Origin of the sequence: Variovorax sp. SPNA7 (assembly GCF_033807855.1) — a bacterium.
GTDB classification, from domain to species: Bacteria; Pseudomonadota; Gammaproteobacteria; order Burkholderiales; family Burkholderiaceae_C; genus Variovorax; species Variovorax beijingensis.
Genome location: NZ_CP138513.1, coordinates 4,083,369 through 4,106,859, shown reverse-complemented (window position 1 = coordinate 4,106,859; position 23,491 = coordinate 4,083,369). Strand labels below are relative to the sequence as shown.

Here is a 23,491-nt window from a genome sequence, read left to right as displayed (position 1 = left end):
GTAGCTACAATGAACGGCATGAACACCGCTCTGAAGCCGCCTCAGCTGAGGCCCCAAGGATGTACCAATTTCCGCCTGCGCCGGCTCTCCAGGCTGGCCTCGCGCTTCTATGACACGCATGTCGCGCCCAGCGGGCTCAAGACGACGCAGTATTCGCTGCTCTCGCACGTGCTGCATTTCGGGCCGCTGCGCCCGGTCGACCTGGCGCGCGAGATGAACGTCGACGCCTCCACGCTCACGCGCAACCTCAAGCCGCTGCTGGCCGCCGGCTTCCTGGTGCAGACGGAGGGGCCCGATGCGCGCAGCCGCATGCTGGCGATCACCGACGCAGGCCGCGCCAAGCGGGCCGAGGCGCAGCGCCTGTGGCACGGCGCGCAGCTGGCGCTCAACGACATCCTCGGCACGGAGCGCGTGCTGGCGCTGCATGCCCTGCTCGACGAGAGCCTGGAGCTGCTGCAGCGCGCCGGGCTGGGCGATGGACAGCCGGAAGACGAAACGGGAGCCCGCGATGAATGAAACCTCTTTGCGGCGCCATGCGCTCTGGCTCGTGCTGCTGGCGGCCGCGGGCGCCTTCGCACTCACGATGGGGGTGCGCCAGACGATGGGCCTGTTTCTCTCGGCGCTCAACACCTCGACCGCGCTCGGCATCGGCAGCATCAGCCTGGCGTTCGCATTCGGGCAGCTCTGGTGGGGGCTCACGCAGCCCTTCGCGGGCGCGGTGGCCGACCGCATCGGCACCGGGCGCGTGGTGTTGCTCGGCGTGCTGCTGGTCGCCATCGGCACCTTGATCACGCCGCTGATGACGAGCACGGCCGGCCTGATCTTCGCGATCGGCGTGCTGGCGGCCGGTGGCGCCGGCATGGCGGGCCCTTCGGTGCTGATGGCCGCGACCACGCGCCTGGTGCCGGCTGAGAAACGCGGCCTGGCCACCGGCCTGGTCAACGCCGGCGGCTCCTTCGGCCAGTTCGCGATGGCGCCGATCGCCGTCGGCCTGACGGCCGCCGTGGGCTGGGCCGGCGCGATGCAATGGCTCGGCGTGCTGGTGCTGCTGGCACTGCCGGCCGCATGGGTGCTCAAGGGCAATTCGAACGCAATGGCCGCGGCCTCGGCGGCTGCATCGGGCACGAAGCCGCTGAGTGCGCGCCAGGCCATCGGCCAGGCGCTCGCGACACCCAGCTACCGCTACCTGAGCCTGGGCTTCCTGGTGTGTGGCTTCCACGTCGCCTTCCTCGCCACGCACCTGCCCGGCGTCGTCGCGGCCTGCGGGCTGCCGGCCGAGGTCGGCGGCTGGGCGCTCGCGATGATCGGTCTCTTCAACATCGTCGGCAGCCTGGCCATGGGCTGGGCCGTGGGGCGCTGGCGCATGAAGTCGCTGCTGTCGCTGGTCTATGCCACGCGCGGCATCGCCGTGCTGGTGTTCCTGCTGGCGCCGAAGACGACCGTGGTCATGCTGGTGTTCGCCGCCGTGATGGGCGTGACCTTCCTGTCGACCGTGCCGCCGACCGCCGGCCTCGTCGCCAAGATGTTCGGGCCGGCCAACATGGCGATGCTGTTCGGCATCGTGATGCTGGCGCACCAGGTCGGCGGCTTCCTGGGCGCGTACCTGGGCGGCTACGTCTTCCAGGCCACGGGCAGCTACGACATCGTCTGGTACATCGACATCGCGCTCGCCGCGGGCGCGGCGCTGGTGCACCTGCCGATCCGCGAAGCGCGGCTGGCGCGAGCGAAGCTGGTGACAGCATGAGCGGTGGACTCGATCCGCGAACACGGATGCTGCTCGAGGCGCCGATCGTGCCGACCCTGCTGCGCCTGGCCGTTCCCAACGTGCTGGTGATGGTGGCCCAGGCCGCCGCGGGCCTGATCGAGACCTACTTCGTCGGCAAGCTGGGCACCGATGCGCTCGCGGGCATGGCACTGGTGTTTCCGATCGTCATGCTGATGCAGATGACCTCGGCCGGCGCCATGGGCGGCGGCATCGCCTCGGCCATCGCGCGGGCGCTGGGCGCGCGCCGGCGCGCCGACGCGGATGCGCTGGTGTGGCATGCCATCGTCATCGCGCTCGGCTTCGGGGTGGTCTTCACGCTCGCCCTGTGGCTCGGCGGACGCTGGCTCTACACGCTGATGGGCGGCACGGGGGCGGCGCTCGATGCGGCCATGGTGTATTCGAACTGGGTGTTCGCGGGCGCCGTGCTGGTCTGGCTCTTCAACTCGCTCGCCGCGGTGATCCGCGGCACCGGCAACATGGCGGTGCCGGCCAACGTCACCGTGATCGGCGTGCTGATGCTGGTGCCGCTGTCGCCGCTCTTGATCTTCGGCTGGGGCCCGGTGCCCGGCATGGGCATCGCGGGCGGTGCGCTCGCGCTGCTGGTCTACTACGCCGGTGGCACGCTGGCGCTGTGGCTGTACCTGCGTTCGCCGCGCAGCCTGCTGCGGCCCGTGCTCGCGACGCTGCAACTTCGCTGGCCGCTGTTCCGCGACATCCTGCGCGTCGGCGTGGTGGGGGCGGTGTCGACGGTCGCGACCAACCTCAGCATCGGCATCGCCACCGCGCTCTCGGGCCACTTCGGCGCAGGTGCGATCGCGGGCTACGGCACCGCCGCGCGGCTCGAATACCTGCTCGTTCCGCTCGTGTTCGGGCTCGGCGCGCCGCTGATCGCGATGGTGGGCACCTGCATGGGCGCGGGCCAGCGCGAGCGTGCATTGCGCGCGACCTGGGCCGGCGCGGCCATCGCCTTCGTGCTGAGCGAAGCCGTCGGGCTCGCCGCGGCGCTGTTCCCGCGGCCGTGGTTGCTGCTGTTCGGCAGCGACCCGGCCATGCTCGAGGCCGGGACGCAGTATCTGCACGTGGTGGGGCCGCTCTATGGCTTCTTCGGCGTGGGCCTGGTGCTGTACTTTGCCTCGCAGGGCGCGGGGCGCCTTCTGTGGCCGGTGCTCGGCAACATCGCGCGGCTCGCCGTGGCCGGCGTGGGCGGCTGGCTGGCCTTGCGCTGGGGCGGCGGGCTGGCCGGCGTGTTCGCGGCGCAGGGCGTGGCGCTGGTGGTGTACGGCATCGTCATCGCCTCGGCGATTGCCGGCGGCGCCTGGTTCGGCCGCGTGGGCTGGCCGCGCACCACCCGCAGCCTGCTGCAGCGCGTGGCGCAGGCCTGAACCGCTTCAGGTCGATGCGCCCGCCTGTGCGGCGGCAGCGGCCGCTGCACAGGTCGGGACGGCCCGGTCAGTAGCGGTAGGGGTTCCCGGGCCGGCGGTCGTAGCGGTTGGGCACGCCGTCGCCGTCGTAGTCCCTGCGGCCGTAGCGGCGCTCTTCCCAGTGGCGATGCCGGCGCTCGTAGCGGTCATGCCCATGGTGGTAGCCCGGGCCGTAGTAGTGATGCCGCGGAGGCGGCGGCGCGTAGTAGTGGTGGCGCGGCGGCGGCGGTGCGGGCACCACGTAGACCTGGGCCTGGATGAAGCGGCCGCCGGTCTGTGCCTGTGCCGGGGCGGTGAGTGCAGCCAGCGACAGCAGGGCCGCGGCGCCGATGGCGAATGTGAGCTTTTTCATGGCAACTCCAATGGAGTGGTTGGAAGCCCTATCGTCGTGGCCCCATGTGAACGCTTTGTAAGGCTGGAGCGAAATCGGATGAAGAGCTGTAAGCCGCTGCGCGGCCATTTCGCGGCCATTCCGCCATTCTGCGCGGCTCTTTCGCGATCCGGAATCGGCCGAACGGACGTCAGCCGCGTGGCGGAGGCAGCAGCCGCCGCAGCGCCTCGAAGAACAGATCCGACTGCTCGCGTTCGCCCTGAATCTGCGCTGCCACATGCGCGGCCATCCTGGCGTCCACCGGGACCAGCGGGCGCCCGGTCGATTGCGCAATCACCTGGTGCAGGCTCGCGCGCTCCAGGTAGTAGAGGTCGTCGTAGGCATGCGCAATGCAGGCGCCCGCCACGATCACGCCGTGGTTCGCGAGAAAGGCAATGTCCTTGCCCGCCATGGCGCGCGCGATGCGCTCGCCTTCGGCATCGTCGAGCGCCAGGCCGTTGTAGACCGCGTCGATGGCGATGCGGTTCATGTAGCGCATGGCGTTCTGGCTCAGCGTGGGATCGAGCGCGCGCTCGGCCGTGAGCGTGAGCGCCGTGGCGTAGGGCATGTGGCAGTGCAGCACGACCGCGTGGCCCGTGATGCGGTGCACCGCGCCATGGATGAAGAGGGCGGTCGGCTCCACCCGGTGGCGGCCCGCGAGCACTTCGCCGTGCACGTCGATCAGCACGATGTCGTCGGCGCCGATCTCGCTCCAGTGCAGGCCGCGCGGATTGATCAGGTAGCGGTCCTGTGCGCCCGGCAGCAGCACGCTGAAATGGTTGCAGACCCCTTCGGACAAGCCGTGGTGGGCGGCTGCGCGCAGCGCGAGTGCAAGGTCTTCGCGCAGCTTGCGCACGGCCGGGCTGGCGTAATCTGAATCGGCGGACATCGACGCTCCCTCGTGGACGTTGGAAAGAAGAAGATCTTCAGATGGCGGTCGCGCCCGTGAAGGCCGCGACGAATCTTTGCGCGTCGGCGCGCACGGCCGAAGCCTGCTTGCCCGGCTTGTAGAGCGCGGAGCCGATGCCGAAGCCCGCGGCGCCGGCCGCACGCCATTCGGCCATGTTGGCAGGCGTGATGCCGCCCACGGGCATCAGCGGCGTGCCTTGGGGCAGCACCGCGAGCAGGGCCTTCACCACCGCGGGCGATGCGAGCTCGGCCGGAAACAGCTTGAGCCCGGTCGCGCCCGCGGCCAGCGCGCCGAAGGCCTCGGTCGGTGTCATCACGCCGGGCAGGCAGACCATGCCGAGCCGCACGGCTTCGGCGATCACCTCGGCATTGCAGTTGGGCGACACGACCAGCTCGCCGCCGGCCGCATGCACGTAGCGCACCTGCTGCACGTCGAGCACCGTGCCGGCGCCCACCAGGGCCTGCGGAAAGCGCGTGCGCATCAGCGTGATGCTGGCGTAGGGCTTGGGCGAATTGAGCGGCACCTCGAGCAGCCGGAAGCCCGATTCGACGATGGCATCGCCCACGTCGGCGGCCTCGGCAGGCGTGAGCCCGCGCAGGATGGCGACCAATGGCAGTTCGCGCATCGCGGCTTCGAATTTTTGTTGCGGTGTGGTCATGGCGGATTCCGGTCTGCGTCGAGAAAGCCGGACAGCGCATGCAGTCCGGCCCAGGTGGCTTCGGCGCCGAGCGTGCGGGTGGCGGTGCCGGTGGCGCGCAGCGCCAGGGCATAGCGTTGGGTGAGGGCGGAGGAGCCGATCAGCACGACTTCGCCGGCCCCCTGCAGCGACTGCGTGCGCAGTTCCTCGCCGATGAGAAGGCCTGAGAGATAGCTGGAGAGTTCCTGCGTGGCCATGCGCTCGAACAGCGCCAGCGTGCGCGCACCGAATGCGTTGTGCAGCAGGCCGTGGCCGTTCTCGGAGCGCGTCACGCCATCGAGGAAGGCCGCTTCGTCGAGCGGTGCATCGGCATCGAGCGTGCGCGCAAGGATCGAATGCTGGCTCAGCAGCGCGTAGAACTCGCCGGTCATGAAGGTGCGAAAACCCGTGACACGGCCTTTCTTGACCGTGGCCCACTTGTTGTGCGTGCCCGGCAGCACGAAGACGCCCTCGTCGACGTCCATCAACGCCATGGCGCCGAAGATCTGCACCTCTTCACCGCGCATGACATCGGGAACGCCGTCATGCTCGTCGCTGAGGCCCGGCACGATGGAGATGCGCGAGCCCGGCCGCACGTCGATGTCGATGATGCTGCGGCCCGCTTCGACGCGGCCGGCGGGGCAGGCGCAGTACGGCGCCTCGACCCAGCCCTGCTTGCTGCCGGCCATGCCGGAGATCAGGCAGCGCGTGCCTTCGAGGCGCATCCAGTCGCCGAACAAGGATTCAAAGACCGCGGGGAACCCGCCTTGCGGCACCTTGAGGATGCCGCGCGCATCGCTGCGCTCTTCGAGCACCTTGCCGCCGGCATCGAGCAGTGCGCCGCGCAGTGAACTCGTGCCCCAATCGATGGCGACCAGTCTTGTCATGTCAGTGATTGTCGCGCGGCACGAAGGCCCCGCGGCGACCACGCAGGAAGGCCAGGTCGGCGCCCTGGTCGGCCTGCAGCACCGTGTCGACGTACAGCTTCCAGTAGCCCGAGTCGAGCGGCGGCTTGGGTGCGACCCACTTCTCGAGCCGCCTTGCGAGCTCTTCGTCGCTCACATGCAGGTGCAGCTTGCGGTTGGGCACGTCGAGCTCGACGATGTCGCCGTCCTGCACCAGCGCGAGCGGTCCGCCCGCGGCCGCCTCGGGCGCCGTGTGCAGCACCACCGTGCCGTAGGCCGTGCCGCTCATGCGCGCGTCGCTGATGCGGACCATGTCCGTGATGCCCTTGCGCAGCACCTTCGGCGGCAGCGGCATGTTGCCCGACTCGGCCATGCCCGGATAGCCGCGCGGGCCGCAGTTCTTCAGCACCATGACGCAGTGCTCGTCGATGTCGAGGTTCTCGTCGTCGATGCGCTTGTGCAGGTCGTCCGCGCTTTCGAACACCACCGCGCGGCCCTTGTGCACCAGCAGCTCGGGCGTGGCGGCGCTGGGCTTGATGATGGCGCCGTTGGGCGCGAGGTTGCCGCGCAGCACGCAGATGCCGGCCTTGTCCTTGAAGGGCTCGGCCAGCGGGCGGATCACCTGCGGGTTGTAGTTCTCGGCGTCCTTCACGTTGTCCCACAGCGTCTGGCCGTTGGCCGTGATGGCGTCCTTGTGCAGATGCTGCGCGATCTCCTTGATGACCACCGGCAGCCCGCCCGCATAGCAGAAGTCTTCCATCAGGAAGCGGCCCGAAGGCTGCAGGTCGACCAGGCAGGGCAGGTCGGAGGCCAGCCGGTCGAAGTCGTCCAGCGAGAGATCCACGCCGATGCGCCCCGCAATGGCCAGCAGGTGGATGACCAGGTTGGTGGAGCCGCCGATGGCCGCATTGACCTTGATGGCGTTCTCGATGGCCTGGCGCGTGAGGATCTTCGACATGTGGAGGTCTTCATGGACCATGTCGACGATGCGCCGGCCGGCCATGCGCGCCAGCACGTTGCGCCGGCCGTCCACGGCCGGATAGGCGGCATTGCCGGGCAGGCCGATGCCCAGCGACTCGACCATGCACGCCATGGTGCTCGCGGTGCCCATGGTCATGCAGTGGCCGTGGCTGCGGTGCATGCAGCTCTCGGCCTCGAAAAATTCCTGCAGCTTGAGCGTGCCGGCGCGCACCTGCTCGCTCATCTGCCACACGCCGGTGCCCGAGCCCAGCTCCTGGCCGCGCCACTTGCCCGAAAGCATCGGGCCGCCGGAGACGCCGATGGTCGGCAGGTCGACGCTGGCCGCACCCATCATGAGCGCGGGCGTGGTCTTGTCGCAGCCCATGAGCAGCACCACGCCGTCGAGCGGATTGCCGCGGATGCTTTCTTCCACGTCCATGCTCGCGAGGTTGCGGTACAGCATGGCGGTGGGGCGCAGCAGCGTCTCGCCGAGCGACATCACCGGGAACTCGAGCGGAAAGCCGCCCGCCTCGTAGACGCCGATCTTCACCTGCTCGGCGAGCGTGCGGAAGTGCGAGTTGCAGGGCGTGAGTTCGCTGAAGGTGTTGCAGATGCCGATGACGGGACGCCCGTCGAACTGGTCGTGCGGCACGCCCTTGCCCTTGACCCAGCTTCGGTAGATGAAGCCGTCGCGGTCATTGCGGCCGAACCATTGCTGGCTGCGCAGGTCTTCGGGTTTTTTCTTGGGGGAAGTGCTCATCGGGTTGTCTCCGTTTACGACCGCTTACGGCCCCAAACCTCAGGGTTTGTCCTGCCGATCGATCATTTCAATCATCATATGATAAGTGCGAAGAACTTGCCGGACCCTTAGTGTTTTCGAGCGTCGGCATATCAAATTCCACATCACGCACATGATCAAGAACATCCACGGTCGCACGCTCGAGCTGCTCGGCGAAGCTGTCGTGGCCGGCCGCTATGCGATCGGTGCGTCGATCCCGGCCGAGCCCATTCTGGGCGAGGAGCTCGGCGTGAGCCGCACCGTGGTGCGGGAGGCCATCAAGTCGCTGGCGGCCAAGGGCCTGATCGTGACGGGCCCCAAGGTGGGCACGCGGGTGCTGCCGCAGGACAAGTGGAACTGGTTCGATCCCGACGTCATCACCTGGCAGTCGCGTGCCGGGCTCACGCCCGAGTTCCTGCGCGACCTGCAGGACCTGCGGCGGGTGGTCGAGCCGGCGGCTGTGCGCCTCGCGGCCGAACGGGCCAGCCCGCAGGACATCGAGGAAATAGAGCGCGCCTACGCCGGCATGAAGGAAGCCGTGGAGAACGGCGGCGACTACGTCACCTTCGACCTGCGCTTTCATACCGGCCTCCTGAGCGCAGCGCGCAACCGCATGCTCGCGCAGATGAGCAAGGCGCTCAACGCACTGCTTCGCACCAGTTTCGAAATCTCGACCAGCAAGCCCGACGGTCCCGCGCTTTCGCTGCCGCTGCATCGCGCGGTGCTCGACGCGGTGATTGCGCACGATCCGGCCAAGGCCGAGCAGGCAGTCATCCGCCTCATCGACGGCGCGCGGCAGGACATCGAAGACGTGCTCGGCTCGCGCCGCCGGCTGCCGCGGCTGAGCCGCCCACCGCCGCGGCTGAAGGCGAACTAGCCGGGCAGCCCGGGTCCGGGCGCGAGCCGGCGCAGGTTGCAACAGATTTTTTCACCCACGCTCGTGTTCGAGCATTTCCACCGAAAAAAGAAGGAGACACCATGAAAGTCGTCAAGTCGCTGATAGCGCCGACGTTGTTCGCGCTGGGGTTGTTGGCGGCGGCAGGTCCCGCTGCCGCGCAGGAAAAGCTCACCGTCTGGTGGGTGAAGGGCTTCTACAAGGCCGAGGACGATGCGTTGTTCGCCGCCATCAAGAAGTTCGAGGACAAGAACAAGAGCGTGAAGATCGAGCTGTCGCAGTACCCGATCCAGGACATGATTCCCAAGACCGTGTCCGCGCTCGACTCCGGCAGCCCGCCCGACGTGGCCTACGCCGACGTGTACGACTTCCAGGTCACGGGCAAGTGGGCCTACGACGGCAAGCTCGAAGACCTCAGCAGCGTGCTCACGCCCATGAAGGACCGCTTCGCGCCGAACACGCTCGAGACCACGTACCTCTACAACGAGCAGAGCAAGAACAAGGCGTACTACGCCTTCCCGATCAAGCAGCAGACGATGCACATCGAATACTGGCTCGACATGCTCACCGAGGCCGGGCTCAAGGAAAGCGACATTCCCGCCACCTGGAAGGAATACTGGACCTTCTGGTGCGAGAAGGCGCAGACCGCCAGCCGCCAGAAGAGCGGCAAGCGCACCTTCGGCATCGGCATGCCCATGGGCGTGGATTCGAGCGACTCGTTCTATTCGTTCCTGACCTTCATGGACGCGCACAACGTCAAGCTGGTGGACGACAACGGCAAGCTGCTGGTCGACGACCCGAAGGTCCGCACCGGCCTGATCGGCGCGCTGACCGACTACACCACGCCCTACACCAAGGGCTGCACGCCGCCGTCGGCGACGAGCTGGAAGGACCCAGACAACAACGTCGCGTTCCACAACAAGACGACGCTGATGACGCACAACGCGACCATCTCCATCGCCGCCAAGTGGCTCGACGATTCGAACAACGCGTCGCTCACGCCCGAGCAGCGCGAGGAAGCCCGCAAGAACTACACCGAGCGCATCCGCACGGCGGGCTTCCCGAGCAAGCCTGACGGCAGCAAGATGGTCTACCGCAGCGCGGTGAAGACCGGCGTGGTGTTCAAGGACGCCAAGAACAAGGCCCGTGCCAAGGAGTTCGTCGCCTTCCTGCTGCAGGAAGAAAACCTCACGCCGTACGTGGAGGGTTCGCTGGGCCGCTGGTTCCCGGTGACCAAGGCCGCGCAGCAGCGCGACTTCTGGAAGGCCGATCCGCACCGCCTCTCGGTCTTCAACCAGTACGCCGCCGGCACCGTGACCTTCGAGTTCACCAAGAACTACAAGTTCACCGTGCTCAACAACGAGAACGTCTGGGCCAAGGCCATGAGCCGCGTCGTCACCGACAAGATGCCGGTGGACAAGGCGGTCGACGAGATGATCGCGCGCATCAAGACGGTCGCGGCGCAGTAAGCCGCATCCGGAAACACCTTCACCGGGCCGACTCGCATGAGCTCCACTGCCACCGCCGCGCCATCCCCGGCGCCTGTTGTCAATCTCGGGGCGCGGCACGCGCGCTGGCAGTTCTGGGGCGCGGTCATGGTCGTGCCCTACCTGCTGGTGTTCGTGGTGTTCGTGCTCTATCCGGTGGGGTACGGGCTGTGGCTCGCGCGCCATCCGCAAAGCTACGTCAAGCTGGTCGATGATCCGATCTTCTTCCGCTCGGTGATCAACACGGCCATCTTCCTGGTCGTGGCGATCAACATCAAGATGCTCGTGGCCCTGGTGCTCTCGGGCTTCTTCGTGACATCGCGCTGGTGGATCAAGATCGTTTCGGCGATCTTCATCCTGCCGTGGGCGATGCCCTCGATTCCCACCATCCTGTCGATCCGCTTCATGCTCAACCCCGAGTGGGGCGTGATCAACAGCACCATCTTCCGCCTCACCGGCGCGGATGGTCCCAACTGGCTCAACGATCCTTCGCTGGCTCTGGCCCTGGCGATGGTGGTGCACATATGGAAGTCGCTGCCGTTCTGGACGCTGATCCTGGTGGCGGGGCGGCTGGCCATTCCTACCGAACAATATGAAGCGGCTTCGGTCGACGGCGCCTCGTCGTGGCAGAAGTTCCGCTTCGTGAGCTGGCCCGCGCTGAAGACGCTCTACGTCACGTCCCTCATTCTTTCGATGATCTGGACACTGGGCGACTTCAACAGCGTCTACCTGCTGACCGGCGGCGGACCTGCCGACCTGACGCATGTGCTCGCAACCTTGGGCATCCGCTATCTGCGGTTGGACCAGGTCGACCTGTCGATGGCATCGATCGTGGTGGCGCTCCCTCTGGTGCTGCCCCTCGTCTACTTCATGATGAAAAGGCTCTCGAAATGAAGCGCTGGACCCCCAAGGCCATAGCGACCGAGGCCAAGCTGCTGCTGATCGGCATTCCGGTGCTGCTCTGGACGCTGATTCCGGTCTATCACATGGTGCTGTTCGCGATCTCGTCGAAGGACTCCGCGACCTCGGGCCTCCTGTGGCCCAAGAACCCGACGCTGGACAACTTCCGCATCGTGTTCCAGCAGAAGCACTTCTACCTCGACCACTTCTGGCTGCAGCTGGGGAACTCGCTGCTGATCGCGCTGACGGTCGGGGCGCTGACGCTGTTCGTCGCGACCACGGCCGCGTTCGCGATCAGCCGGCTGCGCGTGCGGGGCGGGCGCACGGTGATGAACATGGCGCTCTTCACCTACTTCATTCCCGCGGCCTTTCTTGCGGTGCCCATGTACAAGACCATGGGCAACTACGGCCTGCTCAACAGCCAGTGGGCGCTGATCCTTGCCATGGTGACCATCGCCTCGCCGTACTGCATCTGGGTGCTCAAGCAGGCCTCCGACAAGCTGCCCTACGAGCTCGACGAGGCCGCGCGCATGGACGGCGCCTCGCCGCTGCAGCTGTTCCGGCTGGTGTACCTGCCGCTGATGGTGCCATCGCTGGTGGCGGTGGGCACCTATTCGCTGCTGCTGGCCTGGAACGAATACCTCTACGCCTTCCTGCTGCTGTCGAACGACAGGAGCGTGACCTTGGCGGTGGCGCTGGGCAACTTCCTTTCGGCCGACGATTCGCCGTGGGAGCTGCTGATGGCCACCGGCCTCATCTATGCATTGCCGCCCGCGGCGATCTACTACGCCTTCAAGCGCTACATGGTGGGCGGCCTCACGGCAGGCGCCGTCAAGAGCTGAGCGAACCCTGGAAATAAAAATGGCATCCGTATCCTTTCGCAATATCCAGAAATCCTTCGGCAAGGTCCAGATCATCCAGGGCCTGAGCTTCGACATCACCGACGGCGAGTTCGTGGTGCTGGTCGGGCCTTCGGGCTGCGGCAAGTCGACCTTGCTGCGCATGCTTGCGGGCCTGGAGGACATCAGCGGCGGCGAGATCATGATCGACAGCCGCGTGGTCAACGACCTCGAGTCGAAGGACCGCGACATCGCCATGGTGTTCCAGAGCTACGCGCTCTATCCGCACATGACGGTCGGCGAGAACATGGGCTTCAGCCTGCGGCTGCGCAATGCCGAGAAGTCGGTGACCGACGAGCGCGTGGCGCGCGCCGCGAAGATCCTCAACCTCGATGCACTGCTCGGGCGATATCCGCGCGAGCTGTCGGGCGGCCAGCGCCAGCGCGTGGCCATGGGGCGTGCCATCGTGCGCGACCCCAAGGTGTTCCTGTTCGACGAGCCGCTCTCCAACCTCGACGCCAAGCTGCGCGTGGCGATGCGTGCCGAGATCAAAGCGCTGCACCAGCGCCTGAAGACCACCACCGTCTACGTGACGCACGACCAGATCGAGGCCATGACCATGGCCGACCGCATCGTGGTGATGCACGACGGCATCGTCGAGCAGATCGGCACGCCGCTCGACCTGTACGACCGCCCCGACAACCTGTTCGTCGCGCAGTTCATCGGCTCGCCGTCGATGAACGTGATCGAAGGCACGGTGCGGCGCTCGGGCGGCGAATGCCACGTCGAGGCGCATGGCGCGCGCTGGCCCGTGCCGCCGGACACCTCGGCGCCCGATGGCCAGCCGGTGCACTACGGCATCCGTCCCGGCGACATCACGCTGGGCGGCGGCAGCGGCGTCGATGCGCAGGTGATCGTGGTCGAGCCCACGGGCGCCGAAACCGAACTGCTGGTGCAGGTCGGCGAAGCGAAGCTGGTGCTGGCGGTGCATGGCCGCGTCGACGCGCAGCCCGACCAGACCGTGGGCCTGGCGATCGATGCCAACCGCGTGCACCTGTTCGACCGCCAGAGCGGCCGGCGCACGCCCTGAGCTTTCGGCTCAGTCGGTGCGCAGCCGCAGCAGCGCGCGCACGAAGCCGTGGTCCGAGCGCGAGCGGTCCCGGCCTTCGTGCAGGTGGTCGTTGAAGTAGTCGACCCGGCGCACGTCGCCCAGGCTGCGCCGGCTCGTCGCAACGAACTCCTCGCTCACGAAGATCTGGTCGAGAACCGCCGGAAAGCCCTGGTGGATGTGCGAATAGGCCACGTCCTTCTTGAGCGCTGACTCGCCCTGCATCTCGTAGGCGTTGAACAGCGCCACGTCGCGCGCGGCCTTGTCGTAGGCCACCTCGGAGGTGGCGGCCACCAGCTGCGTGGTGACGCTGTGCGGGTCGTCGTTGAAGTCGCCCATCACCACCAGCGGCGTGTTGGTGCCCTGCAGCAGGTCGATCACGATGCAGCGCAGGGCTGCCGCCTCGACGCCGCGCATGACGAGCGAGCGCAGCGAAGCCATGGCGCCGACCTTGCGGTCCTCCCGGTCTTCCAGGGCATTGCCCTGCGCGTCCTGCAGGAACTTCGGCCGCTTGGACTTGAGGTGCACCGTGAGCACGTGCACCTGCTGCCCGTGCTTCATGCGCAGCGTGGCCAGAAGAGGCGGGCGCTCGAAGCGCGTGTGCGGGCCCAGGCCCGGCACCTCGACCCCGAAGCCGGGCGGAAAGTCGACGAAGGACCGGACCTGGTCGACCTGAAGCCGCGCGGCAATGCCGACCCGTGGGGTGCCCTGCGCGCCGTTGTACGGCGGCGTGTTCTCCGCGCCGGGGACCGAGACGAAGTCGTAGCGCAGGCCGCTGCTTGCAATGGCGGCCTTCAGCGCGCTCTCGTCCCAGACCTCCTGCACCGCGAGCACGTCGGCATTGAGCGCATGGAAGCGCTCGCCGGTCCAGGCGATCTTGCGTTCGTATTCGCGCTCGTCGTAGGCGTCCTGGTTCTCGTAATACACCCGGTGCGGGTTCGCGAGATTCAGCAGGTTGCAGGTGGCGACGAAGAGCGTGGCGTAGTTGGGCGGGATGTCTTGCATGGCAAGAGATTGTGTCCGCACCGGCCGGCGCACGGGATGACGCCTTTCGCATTAATGAACGAAAGAGCGTGGCTTCGCGGGTGTTGCCTGGCTGACAAAAAGCGCGGAAAACGTGCTGGATTTGTGATCTTCCAGCGTTGGTGCAGGCACTTGCAAGCCGACAATCCGGCGTCCTTCCTGGAAGAGAAAAAATGCAAATTCGATCGAGCTGTTCCGTTCTCCTGGCCTGCGTCGTGCTCGCCGCTTGCCAATCGGCCCCTTTGTACGAGCCCGGCCGGCGCGCGCTGGTTGCGGCGCAGGAAGACGAGGAGCGCACCGTCGTCGGCCAGCCGGTGCCCGGTACAGCATTCGCGCAGCTTCGGCCCAGCATGAGCTATGCGGAAGCGGTCAGGATCGCGGGCAAGCCGAATGCCGAAACCGTCAGGAACACAGGCAAGGCCTGGATCCCTACCTACAACGGAACGGACCGGTGGCGCCACTACCTTGCCTACAAAGGGCAGGGCGTGCTGGTCTTTGCGGGTACCGCAGGAGGAGAGATCGCCGAGATCTCGCGCACCAGGGCCTATACGCCCGACGTGCTGATCCAGATCGTGCACAACCCGGCCGACAGCGGAAAGTTCTGAGGCAAGCCGGTGAAAGCCATCGATCGCAGCCTGCCGTCCCGCCGCATTCTTCTGGCCCTGGTCCTCATTACAGGCACCTTGGTTCTCGCGGCCTGCGGCTCCAGGCCCGCCACCGTGGCGGAACTCCCCACTGTCGCCCGCGTCATGGTGATCCCCGTGGCACCCATCAAGAAGCTGCACACCGAGAACAAGGGCATTCCGCTCGGCGTGCTGTGGCAGTCGATTGCCGATCGCGTCAAGGGCTCCGAATTCAACGAGCGCATGGAGGCCGTCCGCAAGGACATGGGACCGAAGATGACGGCGGCGCTGGTTGCCCAGTTGAATGCGCAGGGCTACCAGGCCCAGGCACTCGAGGGTGTTTCCAGGCCGGCGGCTTCACCCGACAACATCGACTACGGATTGCTGCCGACCTCGGAGCCGGTGCTGCATGTCTACTTCAACGAGGTCGGCATGTATTCGGCGCGCTTCTCGACCGACTACGTGCCACGCGTGAACCTGAGCGCCTACCTGATGACCGCCAAGGATGGCGACACCGTGTACTCCGAGACCATCTACTACGGCGCCGATGCCAGCGGCGATTCTTCCGGCAGCGTGCCTGCGAATGCGCGCGACCGCTGGGGCAGCTTTGGCGAGCTGGTGGCGCAACCGCAGGAGGTGGCGCGCAGCTATGACGACGCGGTGACCGCGCTCGCGACCCGGATCGCAAAGAACATCCGGGCGAACACGGCGCCGCCGCGCTGACGATCCAAAAAGACAAAGGGCACCGAAGTGCCCTTTGTCTTTCTTGCGGAGCAGATGTTCCATCTACTCGCGGTGTCGGTCAGCGCCCGAACGAACGGCCGCCACCGCCGCCGCCGGAGCGGTTGCCACCGCCGCCGTAGCCGCCGCCACCACCCGAACGGCCACCGCCGCCCGAGCGATTGCCGCCGTAGCCGCCACCGCCGCCGCCCGGACGGCCGCGACCGCGGCCGCCACCCATGTGGTCGACGCTCGTGCGCAGCGGATCCGGCTGGCCGTCGCCGCCGGCGACCGCTTCGGCGCGCAGGTGCGCGACCTGGTTGGCCTGCGTCGGGCTGTGGCTGTTGCCGTGATGGCGAGGCTGGCGCTCGTCATGCGGCAGATGGTTCTGCGGCGCATGGTGCGGCGCACGTGCCGGGCCTTGCGGTCCGCGGCCTTGTGCCGGACGGGCGCCCTGGCCGCGCGGGCCCTGGCCTTGTCCCTGGCCGCCGCCATTGGCATTGCGCCCTTGGCCGCCGCCCTGGCCGCCACCGCGGCGTTGACCGCCGCCGTTGCCGCCACCACCACCGCCGGCGCGCTCGCCGCCGCCCTGGCCGGCCTTGTTCTCGCGGATGCGCTGCAGCATCTCGGTGCGGGCAGCCTTGGCAGCTGCCTGCATCACGTCGCGGCTCGGCGGACGGCCGGCGCCGCCCCAGATCGTCTGGCGGCCCATGGCGATCGGCTCGGCGCGTTCGCCTTCCTCGGGACCGAAGCCTTCGACGAATTGCACCGGAATCGTCTGCTTGGTGAAGCGTTCGATTTCCTGCATGAAGCCTTCTTCGTCCATGCAGACGAAGCTCACGGCCTCGCCGCTCGAACCGGCGCGGCCGGTGCGGCCGATGCGGTGCACGTAGTCTTCGCTGACGTTCGGGATCTCGTAGTTCACGACGTGCGGCAGCTCGTCGATGTCGATGCCGCGGGCCGCGATGTCGGTGGCCACCAGCGCGCGGATGTCGCCGCTCTTGAAGCCGGCCAGCGCCTGGGTGCGCGCGCTCTGGCTCTTGTTGCCGTGCAGCGCCATCGCCTCGATGCCGTTTTTGGTGAGGAACTCGGCCACGCTGTTGGCACCGAACTTGGTGCGCGTGAACACGAGCACCTGGCTCCACTTGTTCTCGTTGATGATGTGCGCGAGCAGCGCCTTCTTCTTGCCGCGGCCCACCGGGTGGATCACCTGGGTGATGCGCTGCACGGTGGTGTTGCGCGGCGTGACCTGGATGCTCTGCGGGTTCTTGAGCAGCGTGGCGGCCAGGTCGCGGATTTCGTCGCTGAAGGTGGCCGAGAACAGCAGGCTCTGCTTTTCCCGGGGCACCAGCGCCAGGATCTTCTTCACGTCATGGATGAAGCCCATGTCGAGCATGCGGTCGGCTTCGTCGAGGATCAGCATCTGGACCTGGCTCAGGTCGAGCATGCCCTGCTGCTGCAGGTCGAGCAGGCGGCCGGGGGTGGCCACGAGGATGTCGACGCCCTTCTTGAGCTTGCTGATCTGCGGGTTCATGCCCACGCCGCCGAAGATCACGGTGGAGTCGAGCTCCAGGTACTTGCCGTAGGTGCGCACCGACTCCTCGACCTGGGCCGCGAGTTCGCGCGTGGGCGTGAGCACCAGCGCGCGGATGCCGATGCCGCCGAACTTGTTGGTGGCGCTCGTGCCGACGCTGAGCTTGTGCAGCATCGGCAGGGTGAACGCAGCGGTCTTGCCGGTGCCGGTCTGGGCGCCGCCCAGGAGGTCGTGGCCTTCGAGGACCGCGGGAATGGCTTGCGCCTGGATGGGGGTGGGGGTGTCGTAACCGTGCTCGTGCACAGCCTTCAAGATGGCGGGAGCCAGCTTCAGTTCGTCAAAATTCATTGGAAACAATAAGCGCCATACACGGCGCAGTGGCATCGGCCCGCTTGGCGTCTTTTGTGACGCCGAGCCAGTCAAGGCTGATGAAGGTCAGGGGTGGGAGCCGGAAAGTCCGCCCTCGCAAGAGGGTTGAAAGGCGCTTTCTTCGTCCCCGGCAGAGAGCCGGTGTTGCGGGCAACTGGACCCGGCAACGGTGTGTATTGTCGCATGAGTCGATAATCCATGGTTTGCCGCGTTCGATTGCTTCTTCGGGCGCCCGCAGTTTTCCCCCAATTTCCGCTACCCAAGGTAACTATCCACAGATGGCTCAATACGTCTATTCGATGAACCGCGTCAGCAAGACCGTGCCGCCCAAGCGGCAGCTCTTGAAGGACATTTCGCTCTCATTCTTCCCCGGCGCCAAGATCGGCGTGCTCGGCCTGAACGGCTCGGGCAAGTCCACGCTGCTCAAGATCATGGCGGGTGTGGACAAGGAGTTCGAGGGCGAGGCGCTGCCCATGCCGGGCATGACGATCGGCTACCTGGAGCAGGAACCCAAGCTCAACACCGAGCACACGGTGCGCGAATCGGTCGAAGAGTCCATGGGCGCGGTGTTTGCGGCCAAGGCGCGCCTCGAAGAGGTGTACATCGCCTATGGCGCCGAAGACGCCGACTTCGACGCGCTGGCGGCCGAGCAGGCCCAGCTCGAAGCCATCATCGCCACCGCCGGCACCGATTCCGAACATCAACTGGAAATCGCCGCCGATGCCCTTCGCCTCCCGCCATGGGACGCGAAGATCGGCCTGCTGTCGGGCGGCGAAAAGCGGCGCGTGGCGCTGTGCCGCCTCTTGCTGTCCAAGCCCGACATGCTGCTGCTCGACGAGCCGACCAACCACCTGGACGCCGAATCGGTGGAATGGCTCGAAGTGTTCCTGCAGCGCTTCACGGGCACCGTGGTGGCCATCACCCACGATCGCTACTTCCTCGACAACGCGGCCGAGTGGATCCTGGAAATGGACCGCGGCCGCGGCATTCCCTGGAAGGGCAACTACAGCACCTGGCTCGAGCAGAAGGGCGAACGCCTGGCGCAGGAGCAGAAGAGCGAAGAAGCCCACGCCAAGGCGCTGAAGAAGGAACTGGAGTGGTCGCGCCAGAACCCGAAGGCACGCCAGGCCAAGAGCAAATCGCGCCTCGCCCGCTTCGAAGAGCTGAGCGACATGGAATACCAGAAGCGCAACGAGACGCAGGAAATCTTCATTCCTGTGGCGGAGCGGCTGGGCCAGCAGGTGTTCGAGTTCCACGGCGTCAGCAAGTCCTTCGGCGACCGCATGCTGATCGACAACCTGAGCTTCACCGTGCCGCCGGGCGCGATCGTCGGCATCATCGGCCCGAACGGCGCCGGCAAGTCGACGCTGTTCAAGCTGCTCGCGGGCAAGGAAAAGCCGGATTCGGGCGAGGTCATCATCGGCTCGACGGTCAAGATGGCCTTCGTCGACCAGCACCGCGACGAGCTCGCCAACAACAAGACCGTGTGGGAAGACATCTCGAACGGCCTGGACATCATCAACGTCGGCAAGTTCCAGATGGCGAGTCGCGCCTATGCGGGCCGCTTCAACTTCAACGGCGCCGACCAGCAGAAGAAGGTCGGCACGCTGTCGGGCGGCGAGCGCGGCCGGCTGCACCTGGCCAAGACGCTCATCGCGGGCGGCAACGTGCTGCTGCTGGACGAACCCTCGAACGACCTCGACGTGGAAACGCTGCGCGCGCTCGAAGACGCGCTGCTCGAATTCGCCGGCACGGTCATGGTCATCAGCCATGACCGCTGGTTCCTCGACCGCATTGCCACGCACATCCTCGCGGCCGAAGGCGACAGCCAGTGGACCTTCTTCGACGGCAACTACCAGGAGTACGAGGCGGACAAGAAAAAGCGCCTGGGCGAAGAAGGCGCGAAGCCGAAACGCATGCGCTACAAGGCCCTCAAGTAAGCCTCGACCGGTTTTTCCGGAGCGCGAACGGCGCGCCGACCCTGGGAGGGCGGCGCGCTTTTTTCATGAGGCAGGCAAGCCGGCGTCTCAGCGCGTCCGCACCAGCCGAAAGGCCGCATTCGCACCCCAGGTGGCAACCAGCAGGTTTCCGTCTGGCATGCGGGTGAGCCCGACCGGGCTTGAGAGACCATCGGCGACCACGACGCGGCCTCCTTCGCGGTCGATGCGGCTGACCGTCGTGCCGCCATAGTCGACCACATAGGCGGCAGCGCCCTCGGCATCCGCGACGATGCCGGGGCCCGGGCTGCGCAGCCCGTCGTGGATGCTTCGCGCGCGTCGGTCCGGCCCGACCAGCGAGATGCCGCCCGCGATGTTGCTGACCATCAGCTCGCCGCCCGGCAGTTCGACCGCGCCGACCGGTGTTTGCAGTCCCTCTGCAGCGACTTCGATCCTGCCGTCGGGATGCGCCGCGAGGATCTCGTTGGTTTGGCGGTTGGCGATCAGCAGCCGGCCCCTGCGGTCGAAGCCCAGGCCCGCCGGCGTTGCCAGGCCGCGCACGAACACGCTCTGCCTGCCGCCGGGCGTGAAGCGCCACACCAGGTCCTGGCTGTAGGACGCGACGAAGATGTCGCCAGAAGGACCGATTGCCAGCCCGCTGGGGCCGCTCAAGCCTGACGCGAACACCGAGCGGGCACCGTCGGGCGCAAAGCGCAGCACGGTCCCGGCCGACCAGTTGGCGACATAGAGATGGCCTGCCGCGTCGTAGGCCATGCCGACCGGCGAGGAGAGCTCGTCATGCGCGGGGCGTTTCTCCAGCGTCCAGCCCGGCAGGGCGGGCGTTCGCGCCGAGGCCGGCACATGGGTTGCGCTCGCAAGCAGCGCAAGGCCGAGCAGCGGCAGGTGGATGCGAAAACCGCGGTGCTTCATGCGGGCTCCCCCACCGGGGCATCCACGGCAAACACCTCGCGCGCTGCCGCCAGGCCGTTGAGCGCGGCCGGAAAGCCCGCGTACACCGCCATCTGCATGATGGTCTCGACGACCTCGGTGCGCGTGACGCCGACGTTGAGCGCGCCCTGGATATGCACCTTGAGCTGCGGCGCGGCATTGCCCATGGCCGTGAGCGCGGCCACCACCGCGATCTCGCGCGAGCGCAGGTCGAGGCCGGGGCGCGAGTAGATGTCGCCGAACGGAAACTCGATCAGGAGGCGCGCGAAATCAGGTGCGATGCCGGCCAGGCTTTCGACGACCTTGACGCCGCCTTCACCGTCGATCTGCTGGAGCTTGGCCAGCCCGCGCTCGTAGCGCAGGTTGTTGTCGTTGCCGTTGTGGCTTGCTTGTGCGTGGGTCATCGCTCGTCTTTCCTTCGGGGGCTGTGCCCGGTGACGAGGGACGCTTCTTGTCGATGGCTCGGTAGTGCGCGATCTTCAGCGACAGCGCCTGCATCGATTGCTGCAGCGCCGCCACCTTGGCCTGGACCTCGGCAAGATGCTGTTCGAGCATCTCGCGCCGCGCTCCGACACTGGCGTCCCCCTGGCTTCGAAGCCTGGCGAAGGCCTGCATGCCCTGGATGGGCATGCCGGTCTCTCGCAGGCGCAACAGGAAGGCCAGCCAGTCCATGTCGGCGCTCGCATAGCGGCGCTGGCCACCCGGTGCACGGGGCACCGCGGCGATCAGTCCGATGCGCTCGTAGTAGCGCAGCGTGTGGGCCGTGAGGCCGGTGCGCTGCGCGACTTCCGCAATGGTCAAGTGGGCTTCCATGGCGGGAATTCTCGAAGTTGGAGCGCGCTCGAAGTCAAGCGCTTTTTGCGCCTTCCGCGGGCGGCGGCGTCCGGGGCGCGAAATCGCCGGGCTGCGGCCAGCGCATCTGCACGCGCTTTTGCACCGTGTGGATGTTGTTGCGCAGCGCATAGAGTTCGTCGGCATACGAGAGCGGAACGGCCACCTTGTTGACCACGCGGTCGAGTTCCTCGAGTTCGTCGAGCAATTCGTCGCGCCCGCCCTGGCGGGAATCGACCTTGGCCTCGATGTCGCGCAGCCGCGCATACCAGCGGAACACGCGGCGCCGCACGCGGAACTGGTAGAGCGGCGGCACCACGCGGCTCAGCGGCAGCATCAGCACCAGCAAGCCGCCAAGCACCAGCCACATGCGCTCGATCAGGTTGCTGGCCCAGAACGGCAGGTAGCGCTGCCAGAACGGCGGCGTGCCGTTGATGGCGCGGTCGCCCTCGGGGCTCACGGGCAGTTCGCTGGTGCGCGTGTTGGGAAAGTCGCGCGCGCGGTTGAACCAGCCGGCGTCGCTGTGCACGCCTTGCGCGGCCTGCGCGAAGAGCTGGCGCAGCGCGGAGTGGGTCTCGTCGCGCGAAAGCAGCGAGGTGGTGGCCGCGAGCAGCGAGACGTCCGTGGGCGGCAGGTCCTTCGACAGGTCGACCACGCCGCGCGGCAGCGTGACCGCCGAGAGAAACGGAAAGCGCCGCGTGTACGCATCGGCCTGGCCGAAGTCCATGAGCTTGATGTCGGGCGCGCGCAGCAGCCGCTGCACCTGCGGCGACTGCGGCGCCGAGGCCAGCACGATGGCGTCGAGCAGGCCGGCCTGCAGCGCTTCGGCTGCGGCCGCCTGTTCGAGGTTGGAAAGCAGCAGCGCATCGGGCTCGAGGTGGTTGGCCTTGAAGAGCCTGTCCATGATCTCGGGCAGGCCGCTGCCCGCCAGGTCGACGTTCACGCGCAGGCCGCGCAATTGGGCGAGCGAGGTCAGCGTGGCTGTCTTGCGGTCGATCTTCTGCGCGCTGTCGGCACGGTAGAAGAGCCAGATCGGCTCGAAGAACAGGCTGCCGAGCGAGGTGAGGCCGGCTTCCTCGTCGGCCACCGGATCGGCGCTGCCGCCGCGCACGAAGCCCACGTCGGCGCCGCCGCTGCGCAGCAGTTCGAGGTTCTCGGAAGACCCGGTGGTGGCCTTGAGCTCCACCTCGATGCCGCTGCTCTTGAGCAGCTCGGCATAGCGCTTGCCGAACTGCGAATAGGCGCTGCCGGTCGGCCCGGTCGCCAGCGTCACGTGCTTGGGCGGCTGCGGCTGCAGCCACCAGTAGGCGGCAATCAGGAGGCCGATCACGAGGAACACGACGGGACCGGCCGAGGCGATCAGGTCGCGGATCGACAGCAGGATCAGCTTCAGTGTCTTGGGCATGGCCATGGGGTACTCAACCTTTCGTTGCGGCGAGATCGGCCGCGCACGGAACGTGCAGCTCGTCAACGGTGACGGAGCGCGCCGCCAGCACCGCGCGCAAGGTGGCGCGCGCCACCGCTTCGGCCGCCATGGTGCCGAGCACGGTCATGCCGGGGCGGGATTCGGCACCGGGGCCTTCGAGCGGAACGCGGCCGGTGGCCAGCGCGAACAGCGTGTCGCCGTCGCTCATCGTGTGCACCGGGTTGATGGCGCGCGCAAGGCCGTCGTGCGCCACGCTGGCAAGGCGGTTGGCCTGCACCTTCGTCAGCACCGCGTCGGTCGCGATCACGCCGAGCGTGGTGTTGGTGCCCGCGAGCAGGGGCTTGGGGAGCTCGCCGCGCAAGAGCGCGCGGCGGGTGTCGAGCAGCGCGCGGCCGTCCTCGGTGCGCGCGCCGGCCACGGGCTGCGCGGTGTCGGGGTCGATCACGTCGCCCAGCGCGTTGACCGCGATGAGCGCGCCCACCGTCACGCCGCCCACGGTGACCGAGGCGGTGCCGATGCCGCCCTTCATCGCGCGGTGCACGCCAAAGAGCTTGCCCACGAGCGCGCCGCTGCCGGCGCCCACGTTGCCTTCTTCCGGCGCATCGCAGGTGGCTGCCTCGCAGGCCGCATAGCCGGCGGCGGCGTCGGGGCGGATGCGCGCGTCGCCCATGGGCAGGTCGAACAGCACCGCGGCCGGCACGATGGGCAGGGTGCCGAAGCGCACGTCCATGCCGATGTTGCGCTCCTCGAGCCAGCGCATCGCGCCCTCGGCCGCGGCCAGGCCCCAGGCGCTGCCGCCCGCGAGCATCACGCCGTGCACCTGCTGCACCAGGTTGCCGGGCGAGAGCAGGTCGGTCTCGCGCGTGCCCGGCGCGGCGCCGCGCACGTCGACGCCGGCCACCGCCCCTTCGCGCGCGAGGATCACGGTGCAGCCGGTGGGCCGGCGCGTGTCGGAGAAATGGCCGACTTCGATGCCGGCCACATCGGTGATGGCGCCGGAAGAAGAAGCAGCGGAAGAAGGCGAAGCGGATGACGGAGCAGGCATGGCGGCCGATTATGGGACCGC

23 protein-coding genes are annotated in these 23,491 nt (G+C 67.5%); 11 read left to right on the top strand and 12 right to left on the bottom strand.

Annotated elements, in window-relative coordinates; translation table 11 throughout:
• The first annotated feature begins 18 nt into the window (after positions 1 to 18).
• Genes RZE77_RS19300 through RZE77_RS19290 form a run of 3 tightly spaced genes read left to right on the top strand, consistent with a single transcriptional unit; the run spans position 19 to position 3,147 of the window.
• Positions 19 to 516: a MarR family winged helix-turn-helix transcriptional regulator gene (locus RZE77_RS19300; RefSeq protein ID WP_319427026.1), complete on the top strand. Its 498-nt coding sequence runs from the start codon at positions 19 to 21 to the stop codon at positions 514 to 516.
• The gene (locus RZE77_RS19295) at positions 509 to 1,744 is read left to right on the top strand and encodes an MFS transporter (protein ID WP_319438825.1); all 1,236 of its coding nucleotides are present in this window, start codon (positions 509 to 511) and stop codon (positions 1,742 to 1,744) included. Before RZE77_RS19300 ends, RZE77_RS19295 begins: the two co-directional genes overlap by 8 nt.
• A complete protein-coding gene (locus RZE77_RS19290; RefSeq protein ID WP_319427023.1) occupies positions 1,741 to 3,147 on the top strand; it encodes an MATE family efflux transporter in 1,407 nt (468 codons plus the stop codon). The genes RZE77_RS19295 and RZE77_RS19290 overlap by 4 nt, the downstream gene beginning before the upstream one ends.
• A 67-nt stretch (positions 3,148 to 3,214) precedes the next feature.
• On the opposite strand, the gene RZE77_RS19285 is transcribed toward RZE77_RS19290, so the two are convergent.
• From RZE77_RS19285 to RZE77_RS19265, 5 genes are all read right to left on the bottom strand, one after another.
• The gene (locus RZE77_RS19285; protein WP_319427021.1) at positions 3,215 to 3,538 is read right to left on the bottom strand and encodes a hypothetical protein; all 324 of its coding nucleotides are present in this window, start codon (positions 3,536 to 3,538) and stop codon (positions 3,215 to 3,217) included.
• 169 nt (positions 3,539 to 3,707) lie between these two features.
• Entirely contained in the window at positions 3,708 to 4,445 is a 738-nt protein-coding gene (locus RZE77_RS19280) for an aldolase (protein WP_319427019.1), read from the bottom strand.
• A gap of 37 nt (positions 4,446 to 4,482) precedes the next feature.
• Entirely contained in the window at positions 4,483 to 5,124 is a 642-nt protein-coding gene (locus tag RZE77_RS19275; protein ID WP_319438824.1) for a 2-dehydro-3-deoxy-6-phosphogalactonate aldolase, read from the bottom strand.
• Positions 5,121 to 6,029, bottom strand: coding sequence for a 2-dehydro-3-deoxygalactonokinase (locus RZE77_RS19270; RefSeq protein WP_319438823.1), 909 nt, complete (start codon positions 6,027 to 6,029; stop codon positions 5,121 to 5,123). Before RZE77_RS19270 ends, RZE77_RS19275 begins: the two co-directional genes overlap by 4 nt.
• A gap of 1 nt (position 6,030) precedes the next feature.
• Positions 6,031 to 7,767 (bottom strand): IlvD/Edd family dehydratase, encoded by a 1,737-nt coding sequence (locus RZE77_RS19265; protein WP_319438822.1) that lies wholly within the window; start codon positions 7,765 to 7,767, stop codon positions 6,031 to 6,033.
• Positions 7,768 to 7,918: 151 nt separating this feature from the next.
• Here RZE77_RS19265 and RZE77_RS19260 point away from each other — a divergent pair, with 151 nt between their 5' ends.
• The 5 genes from RZE77_RS19260 to RZE77_RS19240 all read left to right on the top strand — a co-directional run bounded on the left by RZE77_RS19260 (position 7,919) and on the right by RZE77_RS19240 (position 12,996).
• On the top strand, positions 7,919 to 8,662 hold the full coding sequence (locus RZE77_RS19260) for a FadR/GntR family transcriptional regulator (RefSeq protein WP_124955915.1): 744 nt from the start codon (positions 7,919 to 7,921) through the stop codon (positions 8,660 to 8,662).
• 101 nt (positions 8,663 to 8,763) lie between these two features.
• Positions 8,764 to 10,149: an ABC transporter substrate-binding protein gene (locus RZE77_RS19255; RefSeq protein ID WP_319438821.1), complete on the top strand. Its 1,386-nt coding sequence runs from the start codon at positions 8,764 to 8,766 to the stop codon at positions 10,147 to 10,149.
• Between the two features lie 36 nt (positions 10,150 to 10,185).
• Positions 10,186 to 11,061: a carbohydrate ABC transporter permease gene (locus tag RZE77_RS19250; protein ID WP_319438820.1), complete on the top strand. Its 876-nt coding sequence runs from the start codon at positions 10,186 to 10,188 to the stop codon at positions 11,059 to 11,061.
• Positions 11,058 to 11,909 carry a carbohydrate ABC transporter permease gene (locus RZE77_RS19245; RefSeq protein WP_319438819.1) on the top strand — a complete coding sequence of 284 codons (852 nt, stop codon included), beginning with the start codon at positions 11,058 to 11,060 and terminating at the stop codon, positions 11,907 to 11,909. Before RZE77_RS19250 ends, RZE77_RS19245 begins: the two co-directional genes overlap by 4 nt.
• Positions 11,910 to 11,928: 19 nt before the next feature.
• Positions 11,929 to 12,996: an ABC transporter ATP-binding protein gene (locus tag RZE77_RS19240; RefSeq protein ID WP_319438818.1), complete on the top strand. Its 1,068-nt coding sequence runs from the start codon at positions 11,929 to 11,931 to the stop codon at positions 12,994 to 12,996.
• Between the two features lie 9 nt (positions 12,997 to 13,005).
• On the opposite strand, the gene RZE77_RS19235 is transcribed toward RZE77_RS19240, so the two are convergent.
• Positions 13,006 to 14,019 (bottom strand): endonuclease/exonuclease/phosphatase family protein, encoded by a 1,014-nt coding sequence (locus RZE77_RS19235; RefSeq protein WP_319438817.1) that lies wholly within the window; start codon positions 14,017 to 14,019, stop codon positions 13,006 to 13,008.
• A 191-nt stretch (positions 14,020 to 14,210) separates the two neighbouring features.
• Here RZE77_RS19235 and RZE77_RS19230 point away from each other — a divergent pair, with 191 nt between their 5' ends.
• Both RZE77_RS19230 and RZE77_RS19225 read left to right on the top strand, forming a co-directional pair.
• The gene (locus tag RZE77_RS19230; protein WP_319427007.1) at positions 14,211 to 14,642 is read left to right on the top strand and encodes a hypothetical protein; all 432 of its coding nucleotides are present in this window, start codon (positions 14,211 to 14,213) and stop codon (positions 14,640 to 14,642) included.
• 9 nt (positions 14,643 to 14,651) lie between these two features.
• Complete coding sequence (locus RZE77_RS19225) at positions 14,652 to 15,383, top strand: hypothetical protein (RefSeq protein ID WP_319438816.1); 732 nt, start codon at positions 14,652 to 14,654, stop codon at positions 15,381 to 15,383.
• A gap of 79 nt (positions 15,384 to 15,462) precedes the next feature.
• Here RZE77_RS19225 and RZE77_RS19220 read toward each other — a convergent pair whose 3' ends face one another.
• Entirely contained in the window at positions 15,463 to 17,262 is a 1,800-nt protein-coding gene (locus RZE77_RS19220) for a DEAD/DEAH box helicase (RefSeq protein ID WP_319427004.1), read from the bottom strand.
• Positions 17,263 to 17,561: 299 nt separating this feature from the next.
• On the opposite strand from RZE77_RS19220, the gene ettA reads away from it, so the two are divergent.
• The gene (ettA, locus tag RZE77_RS19215) at positions 17,562 to 19,223 is read left to right on the top strand and encodes an energy-dependent translational throttle protein EttA (protein ID WP_319438815.1); all 1,662 of its coding nucleotides are present in this window, start codon (positions 17,562 to 17,564) and stop codon (positions 19,221 to 19,223) included.
• An 87-nt stretch (positions 19,224 to 19,310) separates the two neighbouring features.
• On the opposite strand, the gene RZE77_RS19210 is transcribed toward ettA, so the two are convergent.
• Genes RZE77_RS19210 through RZE77_RS19190 form a run of 5 tightly spaced genes read right to left on the bottom strand, consistent with a single transcriptional unit; the run spans position 19,311 to position 23,470 of the window.
• Positions 19,311 to 20,150: a Vgb family protein gene (locus RZE77_RS19210; protein WP_319438814.1), complete on the bottom strand. Its 840-nt coding sequence runs from the start codon at positions 20,148 to 20,150 to the stop codon at positions 19,311 to 19,313.
• Positions 20,147 to 20,572 (bottom strand): carboxymuconolactone decarboxylase family protein, encoded by a 426-nt coding sequence (locus RZE77_RS19205; protein ID WP_319438813.1) that lies wholly within the window; start codon positions 20,570 to 20,572, stop codon positions 20,147 to 20,149. The genes RZE77_RS19210 and RZE77_RS19205 overlap by 4 nt, the downstream gene beginning before the upstream one ends.
• Complete coding sequence (locus RZE77_RS19200; RefSeq protein WP_319438812.1) at positions 20,484 to 20,981, bottom strand: MerR family transcriptional regulator; 498 nt, start codon at positions 20,979 to 20,981, stop codon at positions 20,484 to 20,486. The genes RZE77_RS19205 and RZE77_RS19200 overlap by 89 nt, the downstream gene beginning before the upstream one ends.
• 34 nt (positions 20,982 to 21,015) lie before the next feature.
• Positions 21,016 to 22,410, bottom strand: a complete 1,395-nt coding sequence (locus tag RZE77_RS19195) for a TAXI family TRAP transporter solute-binding subunit (RefSeq protein WP_319438811.1) — start codon at positions 22,408 to 22,410, stop codon at positions 21,016 to 21,018.
• Positions 22,411 to 22,417: 7 nt separating this feature from the next.
• Positions 22,418 to 23,470 carry a P1 family peptidase gene (locus tag RZE77_RS19190; protein WP_319438810.1) on the bottom strand — a complete coding sequence of 351 codons (1,053 nt, stop codon included), beginning with the start codon at positions 23,468 to 23,470 and terminating at the stop codon, positions 22,418 to 22,420.
• Between the last annotated feature and the right edge of the window lie 21 nt (positions 23,471 to 23,491).

Coding starts and splice junctions, on each gene's coding strand:
- RZE77_RS19300 (WP_319427026.1), top strand. CDS start 19: ATGAACACCGCTCTGAAGCCGCCTCAGCTGAGGCCCCAAGGATGTACC.
- RZE77_RS19295 (WP_319438825.1), top strand. CDS start 509: ATGAATGAAACCTCTTTGCGGCGCCATGCGCTCTGGCTCGTGCTGCTG.
- RZE77_RS19290 (WP_319427023.1), top strand. CDS start 1,741: ATGAGCGGTGGACTCGATCCGCGAACACGGATGCTGCTCGAGGCGCCG.
- RZE77_RS19285 (WP_319427021.1), bottom strand. CDS start 3,538: ATGAAAAAGCTCACATTCGCCATCGGCGCCGCGGCCCTGCTGTCGCTG.
- RZE77_RS19280 (WP_319427019.1), bottom strand. CDS start 4,445: ATGTCCGCCGATTCAGATTACGCCAGCCCGGCCGTGCGCAAGCTGCGC.
- RZE77_RS19275 (WP_319438824.1), bottom strand. CDS start 5,124: ATGACCACACCGCAACAAAAATTCGAAGCCGCGATGCGCGAACTGCCA.
- RZE77_RS19270 (WP_319438823.1), bottom strand. CDS start 6,029: ATGACAAGACTGGTCGCCATCGATTGGGGCACGAGTTCACTGCGCGGC.
- RZE77_RS19265 (WP_319438822.1), bottom strand. CDS start 7,767: ATGAGCACTTCCCCCAAGAAAAAACCCGAAGACCTGCGCAGCCAGCAA.
- RZE77_RS19260 (WP_124955915.1), top strand. CDS start 7,919: ATGATCAAGAACATCCACGGTCGCACGCTCGAGCTGCTCGGCGAAGCT.
- RZE77_RS19255 (WP_319438821.1), top strand. CDS start 8,764: ATGAAAGTCGTCAAGTCGCTGATAGCGCCGACGTTGTTCGCGCTGGGG.
- RZE77_RS19250 (WP_319438820.1), top strand. CDS start 10,186: ATGAGCTCCACTGCCACCGCCGCGCCATCCCCGGCGCCTGTTGTCAAT.
- RZE77_RS19245 (WP_319438819.1), top strand. CDS start 11,058: ATGAAGCGCTGGACCCCCAAGGCCATAGCGACCGAGGCCAAGCTGCTG.
- RZE77_RS19240 (WP_319438818.1), top strand. CDS start 11,929: ATGGCATCCGTATCCTTTCGCAATATCCAGAAATCCTTCGGCAAGGTC.
- RZE77_RS19235 (WP_319438817.1), bottom strand. CDS start 14,019: ATGCAAGACATCCCGCCCAACTACGCCACGCTCTTCGTCGCCACCTGC.
- RZE77_RS19230 (WP_319427007.1), top strand. CDS start 14,211: ATGCAAATTCGATCGAGCTGTTCCGTTCTCCTGGCCTGCGTCGTGCTC.
- RZE77_RS19220 (WP_319427004.1), bottom strand. CDS start 17,262: ATGAATTTTGACGAACTGAAGCTGGCTCCCGCCATCTTGAAGGCTGTG.
- ettA (WP_319438815.1), top strand. CDS start 17,562: ATGGCTCAATACGTCTATTCGATGAACCGCGTCAGCAAGACCGTGCCG.
- RZE77_RS19210 (WP_319438814.1), bottom strand. CDS start 20,150: ATGAAGCACCGCGGTTTTCGCATCCACCTGCCGCTGCTCGGCCTTGCG.
- RZE77_RS19205 (WP_319438813.1), bottom strand. CDS start 20,572: ATGACCCACGCACAAGCAAGCCACAACGGCAACGACAACAACCTGCGC.
- RZE77_RS19200 (WP_319438812.1), bottom strand. CDS start 20,981: ATGGAAGCCCACTTGACCATTGCGGAAGTCGCGCAGCGCACCGGCCTC.
- RZE77_RS19195 (WP_319438811.1), bottom strand. CDS start 22,410: ATGGCCATGCCCAAGACACTGAAGCTGATCCTGCTGTCGATCCGCGAC.
- RZE77_RS19190 (WP_319438810.1), bottom strand. CDS start 23,470: ATGCCTGCTCCGTCATCCGCTTCGCCTTCTTCCGCTGCTTCTTCTTCC.